The organism is Stenotrophomonas sp. KH_052, from assembly GCF_057838755.1.
The window spans coordinates 1,691,019-1,709,329 of record NZ_CM174475.1 but is presented as its reverse complement, the minus strand read 5'-3'; the positions used below and the strand labels follow the sequence as shown (position 1 = coordinate 1,709,329).

General features: G+C 66.0%; 22 protein-coding genes. 4 read left to right on the top strand and 18 right to left on the bottom strand.

Annotated elements, in window-relative coordinates; all coding sequences use genetic code 11:
- Window positions 1-244: 244 nt before the first annotated feature.
- From AC3ITW_RS07935 to rlmE, 3 genes are all read right to left on the bottom strand, one after another.
- A complete protein-coding gene (locus tag AC3ITW_RS07935) occupies window positions 245-430 on the bottom strand; it encodes a hypothetical protein (RefSeq protein WP_004152872.1) in 186 nt (61 codons plus the stop codon).
- A 102-nt stretch (window positions 431-532) separates the two neighbouring features.
- Window positions 533-2,467, bottom strand: a complete 1,935-nt coding sequence (ftsH, locus tag AC3ITW_RS07930) for an ATP-dependent zinc metalloprotease FtsH (RefSeq protein ID WP_004152871.1) — start codon at window positions 2,465-2,467, stop codon at window positions 533-535.
- Window positions 2,468-2,536: 69 nt separating this feature from the next.
- Window positions 2,537-3,169 (bottom strand): 23S rRNA (uridine(2552)-2'-O)-methyltransferase RlmE, encoded by a 633-nt coding sequence (rlmE, locus tag AC3ITW_RS07925; RefSeq protein WP_004152870.1) that lies wholly within the window; start codon window positions 3,167-3,169, stop codon window positions 2,537-2,539.
- A gap of 65 nt (window positions 3,170-3,234) precedes the next feature.
- Between rlmE and yhbY the strand changes: the two genes are divergently transcribed.
- The gene (yhbY, locus tag AC3ITW_RS07920) at window positions 3,235-3,540 is read left to right on the top strand and encodes a ribosome assembly RNA-binding protein YhbY (protein WP_004152868.1); all 306 of its coding nucleotides are present in this window, start codon (window positions 3,235-3,237) and stop codon (window positions 3,538-3,540) included.
- A 13-nt stretch (window positions 3,541-3,553) separates the two neighbouring features.
- Window positions 3,554-3,928 (top strand): Mth938-like domain-containing protein, encoded by a 375-nt coding sequence (locus AC3ITW_RS07915; protein WP_012510659.1) that lies wholly within the window; start codon window positions 3,554-3,556, stop codon window positions 3,926-3,928.
- A gap of 27 nt (window positions 3,929-3,955) precedes the next feature.
- Here the strand turns inward: AC3ITW_RS07915 and AC3ITW_RS07910 are convergent, their stop codons facing one another.
- From AC3ITW_RS07910 to surE, 5 genes are all read right to left on the bottom strand, one after another.
- Window positions 3,956-4,444 (bottom strand): hypothetical protein, encoded by a 489-nt coding sequence (locus tag AC3ITW_RS07910; RefSeq protein WP_012510658.1) that lies wholly within the window; start codon window positions 4,442-4,444, stop codon window positions 3,956-3,958.
- 178 nt (window positions 4,445-4,622) lie between these two features.
- Window positions 4,623-5,408: a peptidoglycan DD-metalloendopeptidase family protein gene (locus AC3ITW_RS07905; RefSeq protein ID WP_004152861.1), complete on the bottom strand. Its 786-nt coding sequence runs from the start codon at window positions 5,406-5,408 to the stop codon at window positions 4,623-4,625.
- Window positions 5,405-6,019 carry a YqaA family protein gene (locus tag AC3ITW_RS07900; RefSeq protein ID WP_004152860.1) on the bottom strand — a complete coding sequence of 205 codons (615 nt, stop codon included), beginning with the start codon at window positions 6,017-6,019 and terminating at the stop codon, window positions 5,405-5,407. Before AC3ITW_RS07900 ends, AC3ITW_RS07905 begins: the two co-directional genes overlap by 4 nt.
- 18 nt (window positions 6,020-6,037) lie before the next feature.
- Window positions 6,038-6,715, bottom strand: a complete 678-nt coding sequence (locus tag AC3ITW_RS07895; RefSeq protein WP_012510656.1) for a protein-L-isoaspartate(D-aspartate) O-methyltransferase — start codon at window positions 6,713-6,715, stop codon at window positions 6,038-6,040.
- Complete coding sequence (gene surE, locus AC3ITW_RS07890; protein WP_012510655.1) at window positions 6,712-7,491, bottom strand: 5'/3'-nucleotidase SurE; 780 nt, start codon at window positions 7,489-7,491, stop codon at window positions 6,712-6,714. Before surE ends, AC3ITW_RS07895 begins: the two co-directional genes overlap by 4 nt.
- A gap of 209 nt (window positions 7,492-7,700) precedes the next feature.
- Between surE and AC3ITW_RS07885 the strand changes: the two genes are divergently transcribed.
- Window positions 7,701-8,240, top strand: coding sequence for a Smr/MutS family protein (locus AC3ITW_RS07885; protein WP_012510654.1), 540 nt, complete (start codon window positions 7,701-7,703; stop codon window positions 8,238-8,240).
- A gap of 69 nt (window positions 8,241-8,309) precedes the next feature.
- On the opposite strand, the gene truD is transcribed toward AC3ITW_RS07885, so the two are convergent.
- The 10 genes from truD to AC3ITW_RS07835 form a co-directional block, all read right to left on the bottom strand.
- Window positions 8,310-9,341 (bottom strand): tRNA pseudouridine(13) synthase TruD, encoded by a 1,032-nt coding sequence (gene truD / locus AC3ITW_RS07880; RefSeq protein ID WP_004152849.1) that lies wholly within the window; start codon window positions 9,339-9,341, stop codon window positions 8,310-8,312.
- Entirely contained in the window at window positions 9,338-9,835 is a 498-nt protein-coding gene (ispF, locus tag AC3ITW_RS07875) for a 2-C-methyl-D-erythritol 2,4-cyclodiphosphate synthase (protein WP_065722302.1), read from the bottom strand. Before ispF ends, truD begins: the two co-directional genes overlap by 4 nt.
- A 34-nt stretch (window positions 9,836-9,869) precedes the next feature.
- On the bottom strand, window positions 9,870-10,568 hold the full coding sequence (ispD, locus tag AC3ITW_RS07870; protein ID WP_004152847.1) for a 2-C-methyl-D-erythritol 4-phosphate cytidylyltransferase: 699 nt from the start codon (window positions 10,566-10,568) through the stop codon (window positions 9,870-9,872).
- Entirely contained in the window at window positions 10,565-10,918 is a 354-nt protein-coding gene (ftsB, locus tag AC3ITW_RS07865) for a cell division protein FtsB (RefSeq protein ID WP_004152846.1), read from the bottom strand. Before ftsB ends, ispD begins: the two co-directional genes overlap by 4 nt.
- Before the next feature lie 4 nt (window positions 10,919-10,922).
- The gene (gene eno / locus AC3ITW_RS07860; protein WP_004152845.1) at window positions 10,923-12,215 is read right to left on the bottom strand and encodes a phosphopyruvate hydratase; all 1,293 of its coding nucleotides are present in this window, start codon (window positions 12,213-12,215) and stop codon (window positions 10,923-10,925) included.
- 97 nt (window positions 12,216-12,312) lie between these two features.
- The gene (locus tag AC3ITW_RS07855; protein ID WP_153675260.1) at window positions 12,313-12,642 is read right to left on the bottom strand and encodes a hypothetical protein; all 330 of its coding nucleotides are present in this window, start codon (window positions 12,640-12,642) and stop codon (window positions 12,313-12,315) included.
- Window positions 12,642-12,986 carry a hypothetical protein gene (locus tag AC3ITW_RS07850; protein WP_489390209.1) on the bottom strand — a complete coding sequence of 115 codons (345 nt, stop codon included), beginning with the start codon at window positions 12,984-12,986 and terminating at the stop codon, window positions 12,642-12,644. The genes AC3ITW_RS07855 and AC3ITW_RS07850 overlap by 1 nt, the downstream gene beginning before the upstream one ends.
- Entirely contained in the window at window positions 12,983-13,813 is an 831-nt protein-coding gene (gene kdsA, locus AC3ITW_RS07845; RefSeq protein ID WP_012510652.1) for a 3-deoxy-8-phosphooctulonate synthase, read from the bottom strand. Before kdsA ends, AC3ITW_RS07850 begins: the two co-directional genes overlap by 4 nt.
- 89 nt (window positions 13,814-13,902) lie before the next feature.
- Entirely contained in the window at window positions 13,903-15,567 is a 1,665-nt protein-coding gene (pyrG, locus tag AC3ITW_RS07840; protein WP_489390208.1) for a CTP synthase, read from the bottom strand.
- Window positions 15,568-15,967: 400 nt separating this feature from the next.
- Window positions 15,968-16,201, bottom strand: a complete 234-nt coding sequence (locus AC3ITW_RS07835; RefSeq protein WP_032969519.1) for a hypothetical protein — start codon at window positions 16,199-16,201, stop codon at window positions 15,968-15,970.
- A gap of 172 nt (window positions 16,202-16,373) precedes the next feature.
- Between AC3ITW_RS07835 and parE the strand changes: the two genes are divergently transcribed.
- A complete protein-coding gene (gene parE / locus AC3ITW_RS07830) occupies window positions 16,374-18,263 on the top strand; it encodes a DNA topoisomerase IV subunit B (protein WP_012510650.1) in 1,890 nt (629 codons plus the stop codon).
- Window positions 18,264-18,311 lie beyond the last annotated feature (48 nt).

Here is an 18,311-nt window from a genome sequence, read left to right as displayed (position 1 = left end):
CGATATCTGACAGATGTGTCGACCAAGGTCGACACCTACCAACAGCTGCCGGAATCTGTCAGAGGTGGGGCGGTGTGGGTTGGCAGGACCGTTGGCGCCATGGATGGCGCCATCGAGCCCCCAGGGACGGGTTTACGGCGTGTCCTGCCAACCCACACCGCCCCACCATCCCCAGAAACCTGATGCTGCTGTTGCTGTTGCTCCGGCTCGTAGCAGGTGCAGGGCGCAGCCCTGCCGATACCCCTCAACGACGGCGGCGCTTGCGGTCCACGTACAGGGTCTTGGCAATGCTCAGCACGATGCCGACACCGATACCCACCACACAGCCCAGCAACAGGTTGTCGGCACCCAGGCCTACACCCACGCCGACCACGGTGGCGATGACCATTTCGACAGTGTGGGAAATCGGTTCGGGCTTCGGGGTGGACATGCGGGCTCCAGCGTCAGATCGGGTCTTCGGGATGGGCCAGTGGCCCGGAAACGACGAAGCCGGGTTGCCCCGGCCTCGTCTGGTGTTACCTGCAGCGGGCCGTCAGTGCGATTCGGCCGGGCCTGCGATCGGCGGCAGCGGACGGGCGTCGCCGCCCTTGTCGTTGCCGCCGTCCTTGTTCGACTTGTTCCAGCCGGCCGGCGGCGGCGGATCGCGGCCTTCCATGATGGCGTCGATCTGCGGCGCGTCGATGGTCTCGTACTGCAGCAGCAGCTGGGACATCGCGTGCAGCTTGTCCAGGTTAGCCGTCATCAGTTCGGTGGTGCGTGCGTAAGCCTCGTCGAGGATGTTGCGCACTTCCTCGTCAATGCGGCGCGCGGTGTCGTTGGACACGCTCTTGTGCTGGGTGACCGAACGGCCCAGGAACACCTCGTCGTCCTCCTCGCCATAGGCGATCGGGCCGAGCTGGTCGGACAGGCCCCACTTGGTGACCATGTTGCGAGCCATCTTGGTGGCGCGCTCGATGTCGTTGGAGGCGCCGGTGGTGACCTTGTCGGCACCGAAGATCAGCTCCTCGGCCACGCGGCCACCGTACAGCGAGCACAGCTGCGACTTGATCGCCACGCGGTTCATCGAGTACTTGTCGCCTTCCGGCAGGTACATGGTCACACCCAGCGCACGGCCGCGCGGGATGATGGTGACCTTGTAGACCGGGTCATGCTCGGGCACCAGGCGGCCGACGATGGCATGACCGGCTTCGTGGTAGGCGGTGAGTGTCTTCTCTTCTTCGCTCATGGCCATCGAGCGGCGCTCGGCACCCATCAGGATCTTGTCGCGGGCACGGTCGAAGTGGTCCATGCGGACTTCCTTCTCGTTGCCACGCGCGGCGAACAGGGCGGCCTCGTTGCAGAGGTTGGCCAGGTCGGCGCCGGAGAAGCCCGGGGTACCACGCGCGATCACCATCGGCTCGACATCGTCGGCCAGCGGCAGCTTGCGCATGTGCACCTTCAGGATGTGCTCGCGGCCCTTCACGTCCGGCAGGCCGACCACCACCTGGCGGTCGAAACGGCCGGGACGCAGCAGCGCCGGGTCCAGCACGTCCGGACGGTTGGTCGCGGCGATCACGATCACGCCTTCGCCGCCTTCAAAACCGTCCATCTCGACCAGCAGCTGGTTCAGGGTCTGCTCGCGCTCGTCATGACCGCCGCCCAGGCCGGCGCCACGGTGGCGGCCGACAGCGTCGATTTCGTCGATGAAGATGATGCACGGCGCGTGCTTCTTGGCCTGCTCGAACATGTCGCGCACGCGGCTGGCGCCGACGCCGACGAACATTTCCACGAAGTCCGAACCGGAGATCGAGAAGAACGGCACCTTGGCTTCGCCGGCGATGGCCTTGGCAAGCAGCGTCTTGCCGGTACCCGGCGGGCCCACCATCAGCACGCCGCGCGGAATCTTGCCGCCCAGCTTGGTGAACTTGGACGGGTCGCGCAGGAAGTCGACCAGCTCGCCCACTTCTTCCTTGGCCTCGTCGCAGCCAGCGACGTCGGCGAAGGTGACCTTGATCTGGTCCTCGCCCTGCAGCTTGGCGCGCGACTTGCCGAAGGACATCGCGCCCTTGGCGCCGCCGCCACCGCCCTGCATCTGGCGCATGATGAACAGCCAGAAGCCGATGATCAGGATGACCGGCAGGAAATTCATCAGGATCGCGCCGAGGGAGATGCCACTGGACGGCTCTTCCTGCACGATTTCCACGTTCTTGGTACGCAGCACGTTGATCAGGTCACGATCGAACGGTGCGGTGATGGTGGCCGACTGGCCGCCGCGGGTGGTGTAGGTGAGCTGGCTGGTGCCGCCGCGCATGTCGCCGCCGAAGGCGACCTTCTGCACGTTGCCGCTGTCCACCTGGTCCAGGAACTGCGAATACGACGCGCCCTGCGCCCCGGCCCCGGAGGTCTTGGGCGAGAAGCTCTGGAAGACCACCATCAGCACGACGGCGACGACCACCCATAGCAGGAGGTTCTTGGTCAAGTCGTTCATCCTCATTGGCTCCGGTGTTCCTCTCAGTGCTGGCGTTGCGTTGGGGTCGAACTTGCGTACGTTGCGAGCTTACTTCATGTGGGCGCGTTTTCCCTGACCCAAGGCATACACCTCGGGGGAGCGCTTGCGCGACGCTTCCGGCTTGCGGATGGAGACCTTGTCGTACCGGCGGCGCATGTCACGCACGTAGTCGTCAAAGCCTTCACCCTGGAACAGCTTGATCAGGAACGCCCCACCGGTCTTCAGGTGGTTGTCGGCAAAATCCAGGGCCAGCTCCGCCAGGTGCATCATCCGCGGCTGGTCGACCGCGCCTACACCACTCTTATTGGGGGCCATGTCCGACAGCACAAGGTCTACCGGCTGATCCCCGAGCATGGCTTCAAACTGCGATAGAACGGTTTCTTCCCTGAAGTCACCATGAAGGAACTCCACGCCGGCCAGCGGCGGCATGTCCAGGATGTCCAATGCCAGGACGCGGCCGGTGTCGCCGATCTGTCTCCGAACCTGCTGAGACCAGCCGCCCGGGGCTGCGCCGAGGTCGACCACCACCATGTGCGGCTTCAGCAACCGGTCACGTTCCAGCAGCTCTTCGAGCTTGTAGGCGGCGCGTGAGCGCATGCCTTCGGCCTGGGCCTTCTTCACGAAGGGGTCGGAGAAGTGTTCCTTGAGCCAGCGCTGGCTGCTTTTGCTGCGGGTAGCCATTGAAAATAGGGGCTGATGGGGTCCTCATGATACCCTGATCGCCCCATTCAACCGTGTTTTCCTGCATGTCCATCGCCCTGACCGCTTCCCAGACCCGTTTCCTGCGCGGCCAAGCCCACGACCTGAAGGCGCTGCTGCAGACCGGCGGCAAGGGCGTGACCCCGGCCTTCATCGCTGAGCTGAACGAAGTGCTGGAGCGCCACGAGCTGGTCAAGGTGAAGGTCGCTGCCGAAGACCGCGACGCCCGTGACGTGATGATCGGCGAGATCGTCGAAGCCACCGAGAGCGCATTGGTGCAGCGCATCGGCCATGTCGCCGTGCTGTATCGCCCGAGCAAGGAACAGCGCCAGATCGTGCTGCCGCGCGGCTGATCGCCTTACTGCCATGCAGCTGAACCACGAACCGCCCGATTACGCCTACAGCCTGCGTGCCGCCGATGGCCGCTCGGCCAAGGTGAATGACCAGGTGCTGGGCAGCAGTTTCTTCCTGACCCCGGACCAGCTGGTCACGCAATGGCCGGTAGTGAGCGCCACCGCGCTGCAGCTGGCTGACCTTGAGCCGATCCTGGCGCTGAATCCGGCGCTGATCGTGTTGGGCACCGGCGACCGCCAGGTGTTCCCGCCGGCGGTGGTGATGGCTGCGTGCCTGAGCCGTGGCATCGGTCTGGAAGTGATGAACAACCCGGCCGCCGCGCGCACCTTCAACATCCTGGCCGGCGAAGGCCGCAAGGTCGCGGCCGCCTTCATTCTGGAAGGCTGATTTCGAGCCGCCGGGTGCACCCCGGCGCTAGCTGCCAGAAGCGGTGCATCGGAAGGCGGAGAACTGCTTCAGCCGCCCGATCAGGTTACCGCCCTGGCCCCAGCGGATGTCCATGACCTTCCAGTCCTGGCCCTGCCTTTGCAGCAGGACCCGGTCGGTCCAGCGATAGTCGCCCACGGCCATGTCGACCTGGACCCACGTCGCGCTGCCAATCGGCCCTGGCCTTCCCACCCTCACCGTCTCCGGTCGATCTGGGGCCATCAGGTAGGGACTCTGGTCGAGCATATGCGGCTTCTCGTCGTGCGCGGCCAGCACGGTGCAAGCCCTCTCGTATGCGCGTTGCGCATTGATGGCCGCGCTCAGGGCATCGCCGAGCAACGGTCTGATGACCTCTTCACTCGAAGCAGGGGCCTGGACTGTGGCGTAGAGGCGGGTGACCACGTCACGCGGATCACTGGCTGCGGCAGCCAGCGGCGCGACGATGAGCAGCAGCAGAGTGGAGGCAAGACGACTCATACGCGGCAACGGGCTCGGTTGGGATACGCAGAAGCATGCCGCGTCCCCGGCTCGCCGGGAAGGTTGAAACGCGACACCCAGCGCCCGAGCCCATGCTCGGGCGGCGCCGCATGGCGACGACAGGCAGCCGAGCCTAGGCTCGGCTCTACAGTGAATGCGGCAACTCGTAGCGCGCTGATCAGCGCGCCGGCAGGTACTGCTGCGGGTCGACCGGCTTGCCGTTGTAGCGGATCTCGAAGTGGACCATGTCGCGGTTCGCGCCGGTACGGCCCATCTCCGCGATCTGCTCACCGGCCTTCACGCTCTGGCCTTCATTCACCAGTCGCTTGCGGTTATGACCGTAGGCCGACAACCACTGATCGCTGTGCTTGATGATGATCAGCTCGCCGTAGCCGACCAGGCCGGCACCGGAATACACCACCACGCCATTGGCAGTGGCCTTGACCGCCTGGCCGCTGGTGCCCGCGATATCCACGCCCTGCTTGGTCGCATCACCCGCCACATAGCGGCCCACGACGGCGCCATCGGCCGGCCAGCGCCATGCGATGTTGCTCTTCACCGGACCGGCCGGCGCCGTGGTCGGTGCAGTACTGCCTGCGGTGCTGCCGCCGGAACGTGGCGGGGTCACCACCGTGGTCGGTGCGCGGCCACCGCTGGCACCCGCCGGATACAGCCGGATCACCTGCCCCGGATGGATCGACGAGGGGTTGTCCAGGCTGTTCCAGGCAATCAGGTCGGCCGGGGTGATGTCGTGGATGCGGGCCAGCGCATAGATGGTGTCACCCTTGCGCACGACCACGGTCTGCCCCGGCTTGGGCACCGAGGTCTTCGGCGTGCTCACGCCGCCACCGGTGCTGCCACCACCAGGACGAACCACGGTAGCGGTGCCGCAGGCGGCCAGGGTGGAAACCAGCAACGCCAGCGCGCCGATGCGCACTCCCTTGCTCAGACGATCAGGATTCATGCGAACTTCGACCTCCATACAAGCCAGGCGATCAGCACCACCACCAACGCGGTGGCGATCCAGCCCAGCGGTTCAATCCAGCGGCGCAGCGCCGCTTCGGCACGCGCACCACCGATACGGATGACCGCGGCCAGCACAAACACGCGCTTGCCACGACCGATCAGCATGCTCAACAGGTACTGCGGCATCGGTACGCCGACGATACCCGATGCCCACGTGAAGACCTTCATCGGGATGGGCATGAAGCCGCCCAGCACCAGGAAGGTGAACACCGCCCACGGCGACTCGGCCATCTTGGCCTGCACGGTGGTGATGCCCTGCTCGATCGCCGGCAGCATGCCCAGTGCTTCGAATAGTGGCTTGATCGCCTCGAAGGCGAAATGACCCAGCGCATAGCCGACCACCGCACCGACCATTGAACCGGCCAGGCTGAGAGTCGCGAACCACCAGCCGCGCTTGGGCTGGGCCACGCACATCGGCGCCAGCATCACTTCCGGCATCACCGGAAAAATGATCGCCTCGAAGAAACTCAATACCGTCAGATAGGTCGGCGCGCGTTCGTGCGCCGCCCACTTCATCGCCCGCTCGTACAGCGGCCCGAAAATCTTCATGCAACCCTGCTCCGTGGATTAGTCCAGCATGCCAGACAGCAGCGGTACGAAGGTGACCGGCGCCAGCACGTGTTGTTCGATGCTGCCGTCGGCCCTGCGGTCCAGCTGCACCAGCGACTGCGCACTGGGGCCGCCGACCGGGGCCACCAGGCGGCCGCCTTCAGCGAGCTGCTCGATCAGAACATCGACCAGCGCCGGCGCCGCTGCAGTGACCACGATGGCATCGAACGGACCGTGCTCGGCCCAACCGACGCGGCCGTCATCATGCTTGGTACGGATGTTCATGCCCAGCGCACGAAAGCGCTTGCGCGCCTGGCGCAGCAGGTCGCCGATGCGCTCGACGGTGTACACCTCCAGGCCCAGTGCACCGAGCACGGCGGCCTGGTAGCCCGAACCGGTACCCACTTCCAGCACCCGCTTGGGTGCCACCTGCAGCACGGCCTCGGTCATCCGCGCCACCACCCAGGGTTGCGAAATGGTCTGGCCATGGCCGATCGGCAGTGCGGTGTCTTCGTAGGCGCGTGACGCCAGCGCCTCATCGATGAACAGATGGCGCGGCACCACCCGGATCGCATTCAAGGTTGATTCGTCGACGATGCCTGCTTCACGCAGGCGGTCGACCAGACGGTCGCGCACACGTTGCGAGGTCATGCCGATACCGACGGCTTCCGGTTGCAGGCGCAGGCGCGGGCTCATGCCGGCTGGTCCAGCGCAGCACTGAGGCCGCCGACCCAGCTGGCCACCTTCTCCAGCGCCTGGTAGCGGGTCAGGTCAACCTGGATCGGCGTGATCGAGATGTGGCCGGTGCGCACCGCATGGAAATCGGTGCCGGGGCCGGAGTCCTGCTCGCGGCCAGCCGGACCGATCCAGTACACCTCATTGCCGCGCGGGTCTTTCTGCGCGATGCAGCCTTCGGCGCGATGGCGGTTGCCGAGGCGGGTGACCTCGAAGCCCTTGACCTCGTTCCACGGCAGATCCGGCACGTTGACGTTGAGGATGGTGTCGGCAGGCAGCGGGTCGGCCTTGAGCCGGGCAACGATCTCGACTGCGGCACGCGCGGCGGTCTCGAAGTGCTTCGGATCGTGATTGCGGCTGACCAGTGAGACCGCTACTGCCGGCAGGCCGAGGAAGCGACCTTCCATCGCCGCCGAGACGGTTCCGGAATAGATCACGTCGTCGCCGAGGTTGGCGGCGTTGTTGATGCCGGACACGACAATGTCGGGTTCGAATTCAAGCAGTCCGGTCAGCGCCAGATGCACGCAATCGGTCGGCGTGCCGGCTACCGAGACGGTGTAGTGGTCGATGCGCTTGAGGCGGATCGGCAGGTCCAGGGTCAACGAGTTGCTGGCGCCGGAACGGTCGCGATCGGGTGCGACCACCGTCACTTCGTGGCCGGCTTCGCGCAGGACCGAGGCAAGCATCCGGATGCCTGCGGCGTCGACACCATCGTCATTGCTGACCAGGATTCGCATCTTCGATTTAACCGCTTGATTTTCCAAGAATTCGATTCCATCACCGTGCAGTGTGGGCGGGACCGTCGCGCTTCCCTGCGGAAGCGGTCGACCCTGCAAGGGCATCGTCTATTGTGCCGCATGCGAGCCGCCGGTCCTACCCTGCCGGCGGTCACGGCCGACATCGAATCGTCATAGGCAGGCTCGCGCCGGCGGTTTACCCTGTGCGCATGTCGCACCCTGAAGACGAAGATCCGGCCGCATTGTTCCGTGCGGCCATCGGCGAAGTGACGCCGCTGCGCAAGGAAGTCGAGCCGGCACCCGCCGCGCCGCGGCCGAAACCGCGCGCGCGCATGGCAGAGCGCGACGAGGCGGAAGCCGCCGGCGAGTTCGCCCGGCTGCTGCGCGACAGTACACCGCTGGAAGCCGGCGACGTGGCCAGCTATCGACGCGACAACCTGCCACCGCGGGTGTTCCAGCGCCTCAAGCGTGGCCAGTACTCGGTGCAGGACGAGCTGGACCTGCATGGCGCCACTGCGTCGCAGGCAGAGGCGTTGCTGCGCCAGTTCCTGCTGGAAGCGCATGCGCACGAATACGGCTGCGTGCGCATCATCCATGGGAAGGGCCTGCAATCCGATGGCGGCGCGCCGGTACTGAAAAACCTGGTCGATCGCCTGCTGCGGCTGCGCAACGACGTGCTGGCATTCCATTCGGCGCCGACCGGACAAGGCGGCACCGGCGCAGTGCTGGTGCTGCTGGCGCGTAGATGAAAAAGGGGACGGAGGGAATTAAGTCGTTTGTGGCACAAACGACTTAATTCCCTCCGTCCCCTTTTTCTGTCAGGCCTGCGAGGCGTCTTCGACGGGGCCGAGTTCGTGCAGCACGGCGGTGGCGTAGCAGCCCGGCGGCAGCGCGAACGATAGTTCCAGCACGTCGTCGGCCAGCCACTGGTGCTGCAGCAACGCTGGACGCAGGCGCAGTGCGCGGCGCTCCTGCTTCAGGCGCGCGTCTTCCAGACCTGCACGCAGCGCCCTGGATTCGTCGTCATCCAGCGCCGCCAGCTCCAGCGCGTGTGCCGCTTCGGTGCTGCGCAGTTCACCCTCGCCCCACAGCGGTGCGCTGGGGTGGATGTCGAAGCGCGCCAGGCGCTCGGCCAGCACGTCGGTATACGGCTCGGGGCCGAACACGCTGCGGCTGCCATCGAGCATCCACACTTCGCCATCCAGCGGCTGGTCCCAGTTGCCCTGCTCCACGCGCGCGGCCAGCACGCGGTTGAACAGCGCCGAGCGGGCCGCCGACAGCAGCAGTGAACGCTGGTCCTTGCGCATGCGGCGGCCACCGAACATCGCCAGCGCCGCCGGCACGTTGCCACCGTCGCGGCCAAAACGCTGCTCGCCGAACCAGTTCGGCAGGCCCCGCTCTGCGATCTGCTGCAGGCGCTCGCTGATCGCCGCGGCATCACCCTGCACGTCGCGCAGCACCAGCTTGAAGCGGTTGCCGGCCAGCGCGCCACGCTGCAGCTTGCGGTTGTGCCAGGTGGATTCGATCACTTCGATTTCATCACTGGCCAGCGTGGCCAGGTCAGGTGCCACGCGCTTGGGCAGGTGCACGCTGAAGCGCTGGGTGGTGACCGCGTGCCGATCCTTCATGCCGGCATAGCTCACCGCCATTTCCGGCAGGCCGGCCCATGTGGCCAGCAACTTGGCCACGTGCACAGTGTTGGCTCCACGCTTGCGGATGTGCAGCAGCAGGTGCTCGCCTTCGCCGGTGGCCTCGAAGGCCGGCAGTTCGTCAACCTGGAAATCTTCCGGCGTGGTGCGGATGCGTGCGCTCAGCAGCGGCGCGCCGAACGCGAGCGGCAGCGGAATCATGCCGCCACCAGCAGCACTACCGCCTGCGCGGCGATGCCTTCGCCACGGCCAGTGAAGCCCAGCTTCTCCGAGGTGGTGGCCTTGACGCTGACCGCGTCGAGCGGCAGCTGCAGCAGCTCGCCGATGCGTTCGCGCATGGCCAACGCGTGCGGGCCGACCTTCGGCCGCTCGCAGATCACGGTGATGTCGGTGTTGCCGACGCGCCAGCCGCGCTCGCGCAGCAGGCTGTCGCAGTGGCGCACGAAATCGCTGCTGTCGGCGCCCTTCCAGCGATCATCGCTGGGCGGGAAATGCTGGCCGATGTCACCCAGCGCGATCGCACCCAGCATGGCATCGCACAGCGCATGCAGGATCACGTCGCCATCGCTGTGTGCGAGCACGCCGCAGCTGTGCGGCACGTTCACTCCGCCGAGCATGATGTGGTCGCCTTCACCGAAGGCGTGGACGTCGTAGCCCTGGCCGATGCGGACGGGCGGGAACGGTGCGGTGCTCATGGATACAGCCCTTGCAGCAGGGCCGCGCGGGCGATCAGCCGGCGCGGCGGGAAAGTACGAATTCAAACCGGTCCAGATCGGCCGGGGTGGTGACCTTGAAGTTGTCCTCGCTGCCTTCGACCAGCAGCGGGCGCTGGCCCTGGCGCTCCATGGCCATGGCCTCGTCGGTGACTTCCACACCGGCGGTGGCGGCTTCGGACAGCGCGCGGCTGAGCTGATGGCGGCGGAACAGTTGCGGCGTCAATGCGCGCCACAGGCGCTCGCGCGGCTCGGTACCATCGATGCCACCATCGTCGCCAGCGCGCTTGAGGGTGTCACGCACCGGTGCGGCGAGAATCGCGCCGACCGGGTCGGCACGACCAACTTCGAGCAGGCGGCCGAGATCGGCCGGCGACAGGTTCGGGCGCGCCGCGTCGTGGACCAGCACGAATTCATCGGCGCGCACCGTCTCCGGCAGCGCCTGCAACCCGGCCAGCACCGAGGCCGCACGGGTAGCGCCACCGATACAGGTCAGCACCGGCTTGCCGGCCCATTCGCTCCAGCCCGGCCAGTCGGCATCGTCCGGGCCGATCACCACCATCGCTCCGGCCACCGCCGGATGTGCCAGCAGTGCGTCCAGGGTATGGGCGAGCAGGATCTGCCCACCCGCCTGCAGGTACTGCTTGGGCATCGGCGCACCGAAACGGGCGCCACGACCGGCGGCCGGAACCACCACCCAGATCGCCGCGCTCATGGCACGTCCGCCGGGTGTTCGCCCACCTGCGCGCTGACCCCAGCCGCAGGCTGCACCGGATGCACCGGTGCATCCTCGACCACGCGGTAGAACTTCTCGCCAGGCTTGATCATGCCCAGCTCGCTGCGTGCGCGCTCTTCGATGGCGGACTGGCCTTCCTTGAGGTCCTTCACTTCGGCAGCCAGCGCATCATTGCGCTGCTGCAGGCCCTCATTGTCGCGCTCCTGGTTGGTGACCTGGGCTTCGAGCATCATCACTTCACCCGAATTGCCCGGACCAAACCAGAAGCGATACTGCAGCCAGCCCAGCAACAGGGCCAGCACCAGCAGCATCCAGCGCCAGTCGCGCATCGGATCAGCGCTTCAGCGAAACGAACGCGTCACGACCAGCGTAACGCGCGCCGGCGCCGAGAGCTTCCTCGATGCGCAGCAGCTGGTTGTACTTGGCCACGCGATCGCTGCGGCACAGCGAGCCGGTCTTGATCTGGGTGGCGGTGGTGGCCACCGAGATATCGGCAATGGTGGTGTCTTCGGTTTCGCCCGAGCGGTGCGAGACCACGGCGGCATAACCGGCGCGGTCGGCCATCGCGATGGCTTCCAGGGTCTCGCTGAGCGTGCCGATCTGGTTGACCTTGATCAGGATCGCGTTGGCGGTGCCCGAGTCGATGCCTTCCTGGAAGATCTTCGGGTTGGTCACGAACAGGTCGTCACCCACCAGCTGCACCTTCTTGCCGATGCGGTCGGTCAGCAGCTTCCAGCCGGCCCAGTCGTTCTCGGCCAGGCCGTCTTCGATGGTGATGATCGGGTACTGCGCGGCCCAGTCGGCGAGGAAGTCGACGAACTGCTCGGAGGTCAGGCGCTTGTTCTCGCCGACCAGGTTGTACTTGCCGTTCTCGAAGAATTCGCTGGAGGCCACGTCCAGGCCCAGCAGCACATCTTCACCGGCGGTGTAGCCGGCCTTGCCGATCGCTTCGAGGATGGTGTCCAGCGCCTCGACGTTGCTGCGGAAGTCCGGCGCGAAGCCGCCTTCGTCGCCAACCGCCGTGCTCAGGCCGTGGCCCTTCAGCACCGACTTCAGCGAGTGGAAGATCTCGGTACCGGCACGCAGCGCTTCGGAGAACGAGGTGAAGCCGACCGGCAGCACCATGAACTCCTGGAAGTCGACGTTGTTGTCGGCATGTGCGCCGCCGTTGATGATGTTCATCATCGGCACCGGCAGCGACGGGGTCACGCCGGTCTTGGCGGCCAGGTACTGCCACAGCGCCTGCTTGCTCGATGCAGCGGCGGCATGCGCGGCGGCCATCGAAACACCCAGCAGCGCGTTGGCGCCGAGGCGGCCCTTGTTCTCGGTGCCGTCGAGGTCGATCAGGCGACGGTCGAGGCCTTCCTGGTCGGAGGCTTCAACGCCCTTCAGCGCGTTGGCGATGGTGGTGTTGACGTTGTCGACCGCCTTGCGCACGCCCTTGCCCAGGTAACGGGTCTTGTCGCCGTCGCGCAGCTCCACCGCTTCCTTGGTGCCGGTGGAGGCACCAGAGGGAACTGCGGCGCGACCGAACGAACCGTCCTCCAGGGTGACTTCGGCTTCCAGCGTGGGGTTGCCACGGCTGTCGAGGATTTCACGGGCATGGATGCTGCGGATCGTACTCATGGTCGGGCCGGTTACCTGTATGGAGAGGGGGCGACAAAAACGAATGCCGCGTGATTATCCCCGGCTACCCGCCGCTTGCCAAATGGCCTGATCGGCGTCAGCCCCAGCTGGACCCGATCACGATCAGCACCAGCGACACCAGCATCACCAGCAGGGCACCGGCAATCGCCGCCCAGATGGGTCCTCGCTGCCGCCGCCAGGCCAGCACCATCGCCACCAGACTGCCCAGAAAGGACAGTACCAGCGTGACCAGCGCGCCCAGCACCCACCACTGCATCGCCTGCACGCCGTTGTCGCCGTCCCCCGGGGGACGGAAGCTGGCCGCAAAGGCCACTACGGCGGTAAACAGGCTGCTCCAGGCAAGCACCGACAATCCCAGGGCAACCAGACCCCAGGGCCAGCTTCGTGGCGGCGTCGTCGCATTCATCAGAGCAGGTCGTGCAGCAGGACGCCGAGCCACAGCGAGAGCAGGACCATCGCCAGTGCCGCAGCCGCCCTGCCCCGGTTCAGTCGCCAGCCCAGCACCGACGCAACGATGCCGGCGCAAACAGTGAACAGTTCGGCCACGGCGAGGGCGATGACATAGGGCTTCAGGTTGACGCCCGCGCCGTCACCGGGCGGGCGCATCGCCGCGCCCACCAGCATGAAGATGAAGAACGCACCCGACAGCGACAGCAATGCCAGGCCAAGTGCGATCAGGCCCCACGGCCACTGCTTCCAGTGCCGGCGACGACGCTGGGTTGCCAGCGCCGCCCGCGGGTCACGACTCACGCGAAGCGCGAGAAGCCGTGCTTCTTGGTCACCGCATCGAGCTCCATCAGGGTCTCGAGCAGGGCTTCCATCTGGTCCAGCGGCCATGCATTGGGGCCATCGGACAGCGCCTTGGACGGGTCCGGATGGGTTTCGGCGAACAGGCCGGAGATGCCCACCGCCACGGCGGCACGCGCCAGCACCGGCACATGCTCACGCTGGCCACCGGAACTGGTGCCCTGCCCGCCCGGCAGCTGCACGGAGTGGGTGGCGTCGAACACCACCGGGCAACCGGTATCGCGCATCACCGCCAGCGAACGCATGTCGCTGACCAGGTTGTTGTAGCCGAAGCTGGCACCGCGCTCGCAGACCATGATCTGCTCGTTGCCGGTGGCCTTGGCCTTTTCCACGACCGGCTTCATGTCCCACGGCGCCAGGAACTGGCCCTTCTTGATGTTGACCGGCTTGCCGGCCGAGCACACCTTGCGGATGAAGTCGGTCTGGCGGACCAGGAACGCCGGGGTCTGCAGCACGTCCACCACCGAGGCCACTTCATCCATCGGGGTGTATTCGTGGACGTCGGTCAGCACCGGCACGCCGATCTGCTTCTTGACCTCGGCCAGGACCTTCAGGCCCTCTTCCATGCCCGGGCCGCGGAACGCGGTGCCCGAGGTGCGGTTGGCCTTGTCGAAGCTGGACTTGAAGATGAAGTTGACACCGAGCCTGTCGGTGACTTCCTTCAACTTGCCGGCGGTATCGAGCTGCAGCTGCATCGACTCGATCACGCAGGGGCCGGCGATCAGGAACAGGGGCTGATCCAGCCCGACCTCGAATCCACACAGTTTCATGGCATTTCCTTGGTTGTCCACGGCATCGGCCGGGCCGATGCACTGGGGTTGAAGCGAGCAAGATGGGGGCTCACGGCCCCCATCACAAGTCAGGCGCGGACTTCCTGCAGCAGCTTGCCGCCGGCCTTGCGCTCGCGCGCGGCACGGATGAAGCCGATGAACAGCGGGTGGCCATCACGCGGCGTGGACAGGAATTCCGGGTGCGCCTGGCAGGCCAGGAACCAGGGGTGCGCATCGCGCGGCAGCTCGACCACTTCCACCAGGGTGTCGTCCATCGACTTGCCGGCGAACACCAGGCCCGCATCTTCCAGCTGGGTACGGTAGCGGTTGTTGAACTCGTAGCGATGACGATGGCGCTCGGCCACCACATCCTTGCCATACAGCTCACGCGCCAGCGTGCCCGGCTTCAGGCGCTGTTCCTGCAGGCCCAGGCGCATGGTGCCGCCCAGGTCGCTCTTGTCGTCACGCTTCTCGACGTCGCCGGTGGCGGTGCGCCATTCGGTGATCAGGCCGATCACCGGGTTCGGCGACTGGCGGTCGTTTTCGGTGCTGTTGGCGCCTTCCAGGCCAACCACGTTGCGGGCGTAATCAACGACCGCCGCCTGCATGCCGTAGCAGATGCCGAAGTACGGCACCTGCTGCTCGCGGGCGAACTTCGAGGTCAGCACCTTGCCTTCGAAACCACGGTCGCCGAAACCACCCGGCACCAGGATGCCATCGACATCGGCCAGCGCGGCCATGTCGGTGCCTTCCAGATCCTGCGCTTCCAGCCACTTCAGGTTGACCTTGGTGCGCTGGCGCAGGCCGCCGTGCTTGAGTGCCTCGCCGACCGACTTGTAGGCGTCCTGGTGGTCGACGTACTTGCCGACCACGGCGATGGTCACTTCATCCAGCGGGTGCAGGGTCGCGTCGACCGCGTCTTCCCACATCGACAGGTCGACCGGACCGACCTTGTCGGCCAGCTTCAGCTGGTTGACGACGATCTCGTCCAGGCCCTGCGCATGCAGGCCCGACGGAATGCGGTACAGCACGTCCACGTCCGGCACGCTGATCACCGCGCGCTCGGAAACGTTGGTGAACTGGGCGATCTTGCGGCGCTCCGAATCCGGCACGGCCTGCTCGGAGCGGCACAGCAGCACGTCCGGCTGGATGCCGATCGAGCGCAGCTCCTTCACCGAGTGCTGGGTCGGCTTGGTCTTCAGCTCACCGGCGGCGCCGATGTACGGCACCAGGGTGAGGTGCATGAACAGCGCCTTCTCCGGACCGCGCTCGGTGCGCACCTGGCGGATCGCTTCCAGGAACGGCAGCGATTCAATGTCGCCGACGGTGCCGCCGATCTCGACCAGGGCCACGTCGTAGCCTTCGGTGGCTTCATCGATGCAGCGACGGATCTCGTCGGTGATGTGCGGGATGACCTGCACGGTCGCACCCAGATAGTCGCCGCGGCGTTCCTTGCGGATCACGTTCTCGTAGATGCGACCGGTGGTAACCGAGTTCTTGCGGCTCAGGCGGGTGCGCACGAAGCGCTCGTAGTGGCCCAGGTCGAGGTCGGTCTCGGCGCCATCGTCGGTGACATAGACCTCACCGTGCTGGAACGGGCTCATGGTGCCCGGGTCGACGTTGATGTACGGGTCGAGCTTCATCATCGTGACCTTGAGGCCACGGGCTTCGAGAATGGCGGCCAGCGACGCGGCGGCAATGCCTTTGCCGAGCGAGGACACCACGCCGCCGGTTACGAAAATCAAGGGAGTCATGGCTGCAAGCATCCTGTCTGGAAATGGAAAACGGCAGCACCACGCGCACCCGGAGGGCGGGCATGGTGCTCAGAGGGGGTTTTCCGGTCCGCTGGGACAGCGAGGGAGGTGCTGATCCGTGCGGCGGCAGGCGCCGGACGGGGACCACCGTGCGAGGTCGGGGTGGCCGTGCCGGTCAAATCGACCGTCACCTGCGACCCGCCATGCTGGAAGCCACGCTTGGCCGCTCCAGCCCATTCGCAAATGGTGGACACGCACTTACTCCCGGAAAGCCATAGTTTACAGATTGATGGCCGCCAACCCAAGGGGCTTGTGCGTCCCATCCAACAAAAAACGCCCCGCTGGGCGGGGCGTTCTGGAGCGCAACCCTTGTCGCAAGGGCGCCTGGCAGGTTGTGGGATCAGCGCTTCTTCCGCGCTTCTTCCTCTTCTTCCTGCTGCGGGACCGGCTGGCCCTTGGCCTTCATCTCGGCATTGGCCTGGGCGCGGCGCTTGGCCTTGGCGTCGGCCTCGGACTGCGCCTTGTCGGCCTGGTCGCCCTGCTGCGGGGCCGGCTGGCCGGCGTTCTGCGCCAGCACCAGCGGCACTGCAACGGCAGCGGCGGCCAGGATCGCAATGGTCAGCAACTTCTTCATGGAGTCCTCCTCGCGGTATGGCTTGGACATATCGGTCCAACTAGGGGCGCCGGCGTTCAGATTCCAGCGGCTGCCATTTTACCCCCTTGCGCGCTCCGAGGCTGAACCGCAGGCGTGCAAAATCACGGGCCAGACCGCACACTTGCGCGTCGCTCCAAGCTTTCGAAGACAGATGAACGCCCGCTATAACGCCGCCGATATTGAAGTCCTGTCCGGCCTTGACCCGGTCAAGCGCCGCCCCGGCATGTATACCGACACCGCGCGCCCGAACCACCTGGCGCAGGAAGTGATCGACAACTCGGTGGACGAGGCCCTCGCCGGCCACGCCCGTTCGATCGAGATCACCCTGTTCAAGGACGGCAGCGTAGAGGTCAGCGATGACGGCCGCGGCATGCCGGTGGACATCCATCCGGAAGAGAAGATCCCGGGCGTCGAGCTGATCCTCACCCGCCTGCATGCCGGCGGCAAGTTCAACAACAACAACTACACCTTCTCCGGCGGCCTGCATGGCGTCGGCGTCAGCGTGGTCAACGCGCTGTCCACCCTGGTCGAAATCCACATCAAGCGCGAAGGTGCCGAGCACCGCATCACCTTCCGCAACGGCGACCGCGCCTCGCCGCTGGAAGTGGTTGGCAGCGTTGGCAAGAAGAACACCGGCACCCGCCTGCGCTTCTGGCCCGACCCCAAGTATTTCGACACGCCCAAGTTCGCGGTGCGTGCGCTCAAGCACCTGCTGCGTGCCAAGGCCGTGCTGTGCCCGGGCCTGACCGTCAAGCTGACCGACGAAGCCACGGGCGACGTCGACACCTGGTACTACGAAGACGGCCTGCGCGATTACCTGAAGCTGGAGCTCGGCGATCGTGAGTCGCTGCCGGCCGATCTGTTCGTCGGCAACCTGAAGAAGGATACCGAGATCGTCGACTGGGCCGTGGCGTGGCTGCCGGAAGGCGAGCTGGTGCAGGAAAGCTACGTCAACCTGATCCCGACCGCACAGCACGGCACCCATGCCAATGGCCTGCGCACCGGCCTGACCGAAGCGCTGCGCGAGTTCTGCGACTTCCGCAACCTGCTCCCGCGCGGCGTCAAGCTGGCCCCGGAAGACGTCTGGGACCGTGTGTCGTTCGTGCTGTCGCTGAAGATGACCGACCCGCAGTTCAGCGGCCAGACCAAGGAACGCCTGTCCTCGCGCCAGGCCGCCGGCTTCGTCGAAGGCGCCGCGCACGATGCGTTCAGCCTGCTGTTGAACCAGAACGTGGAACTGGGCGAGAAGATCGCGCAGATCGCCATCGAGCGCGCCAGCGCGCGCCTGAAGACCGAAAAGCTGGTCGTCCGCAAGAAGGTCACCCAGGGCCCTGCCCTGCCAGGCAAGCTGGCCGACTGCATCAGCCAGGATCTTTCCCGTACCGAGCTGTTCCTGGTGGAGGGTGACTCCGCAGGTGGCAGCGCCAAGCAGGCCCGCGACAAGGATTTCCAAGCGATCCTGCCGTTGCGCGGCAAGATCCTGAACACCTGGGAAGTGTCCTCCAACAGCGTGCTGGCCTCGGAAGAAGTGCACAACCTGGCCGTCGCCATCGGTTGCGACCCGGGCAAGGATGACATCAGCGGCCTGCGCTACGGCAAGGTGATCATCCTGGCCGACGCCGACTCGGACGGCCTGCATATCGCCACCCTGCTGACCGCATTGTTCCTGAAGCACTTCCCGGCGCTGGTCGATGCCGGCCACGTGTTCGTGGCAATGCCGCCGCTGTTCCGCATCGACGTGGGCAAGCAGGTGTTCTACGCCCTGGACGAGGAAGAAAAGCGCTCGATGCTGGACAAGATCGAACGCGAAAAGATCAAGGGCGCGGTCAACGTGACCCGCTTCAAGGGCCTGGGCGAAATGAACCCGCCGCAGCTGCGTGAGTCCACCATCCACCCGGATACCCGCCGGCTGGTGCAGCTGACCGTGGACGATCGCGAGCAGACCAGTTCCTTGATGGACATGCTGCTGGCCAAGAAGCGGGCGTCTGACCGCAAGGGCTGGCTGGAGACCAAGGGCGACCTCGCTTCGTTGGAAGCCTGATCCCTGACCGGGGTCGGATCCGTTTCCCAGCGGGAAAAGGCTCTGACC

Coding starts and splice junctions, on each gene's coding strand:
- pyrG (WP_489390208.1), bottom strand. CDS start 15,567: ATGACTCCCTTGATTTTCGTAACCGGCGGCGTGGTGTCCTCGCTCGGC.
- AC3ITW_RS07885 (WP_012510654.1), top strand. CDS start 7,701: ATGTCGCACCCTGAAGACGAAGATCCGGCCGCATTGTTCCGTGCGGCC.
- parE (WP_012510650.1), top strand. CDS start 16,374: ATGAACGCCCGCTATAACGCCGCCGATATTGAAGTCCTGTCCGGCCTT.
- truD (WP_004152849.1), bottom strand. CDS start 9,341: ATGATTCCGCTGCCGCTCGCGTTCGGCGCGCCGCTGCTGAGCGCACGC.
- AC3ITW_RS07855 (WP_153675260.1), bottom strand. CDS start 12,642: ATGAATGCGACGACGCCGCCACGAAGCTGGCCCTGGGGTCTGGTTGCC.
- kdsA (WP_012510652.1), bottom strand. CDS start 13,813: ATGAAACTGTGTGGATTCGAGGTCGGGCTGGATCAGCCCCTGTTCCTG.
- AC3ITW_RS07900 (WP_004152860.1), bottom strand. CDS start 6,019: ATGAAGATTTTCGGGCCGCTGTACGAGCGGGCGATGAAGTGGGCGGCG.
- ispF (WP_065722302.1), bottom strand. CDS start 9,835: ATGAGCACCGCACCGTTCCCGCCCGTCCGCATCGGCCAGGGCTACGAC.
- surE (WP_012510655.1), bottom strand. CDS start 7,491: ATGCGAATCCTGGTCAGCAATGACGATGGTGTCGACGCCGCAGGCATC.
- rlmE (WP_004152870.1), bottom strand. CDS start 3,169: ATGGCTACCCGCAGCAAAAGCAGCCAGCGCTGGCTCAAGGAACACTTC.
- yhbY (WP_004152868.1), top strand. CDS start 3,235: ATGTCCATCGCCCTGACCGCTTCCCAGACCCGTTTCCTGCGCGGCCAA.
- AC3ITW_RS07905 (WP_004152861.1), bottom strand. CDS start 5,408: ATGAATCCTGATCGTCTGAGCAAGGGAGTGCGCATCGGCGCGCTGGCG.
- ispD (WP_004152847.1), bottom strand. CDS start 10,568: ATGAGCGCGGCGATCTGGGTGGTGGTTCCGGCCGCCGGTCGTGGCGCC.
- AC3ITW_RS07835 (WP_032969519.1), bottom strand. CDS start 16,201: ATGAAGAAGTTGCTGACCATTGCGATCCTGGCCGCCGCTGCCGTTGCA.
- AC3ITW_RS07910 (WP_012510658.1), bottom strand. CDS start 4,444: ATGAGTCGTCTTGCCTCCACTCTGCTGCTGCTCATCGTCGCGCCGCTG.
- AC3ITW_RS07895 (WP_012510656.1), bottom strand. CDS start 6,715: ATGAGCCCGCGCCTGCGCCTGCAACCGGAAGCCGTCGGTATCGGCATG.
- AC3ITW_RS07915 (WP_012510659.1), top strand. CDS start 3,554: ATGCAGCTGAACCACGAACCGCCCGATTACGCCTACAGCCTGCGTGCC.
- AC3ITW_RS07935 (WP_004152872.1), bottom strand. CDS start 430: ATGTCCACCCCGAAGCCCGAACCGATTTCCCACACTGTCGAAATGGTC.
- ftsB (WP_004152846.1), bottom strand. CDS start 10,918: ATGCGCGACTGGCGCTGGATGCTGCTGGTGCTGGCCCTGTTGCTGGGC.
- ftsH (WP_004152871.1), bottom strand. CDS start 2,467: ATGAACGACTTGACCAAGAACCTCCTGCTATGGGTGGTCGTCGCCGTC.
- eno (WP_004152845.1), bottom strand. CDS start 12,215: ATGAGTACGATCCGCAGCATCCATGCCCGTGAAATCCTCGACAGCCGT.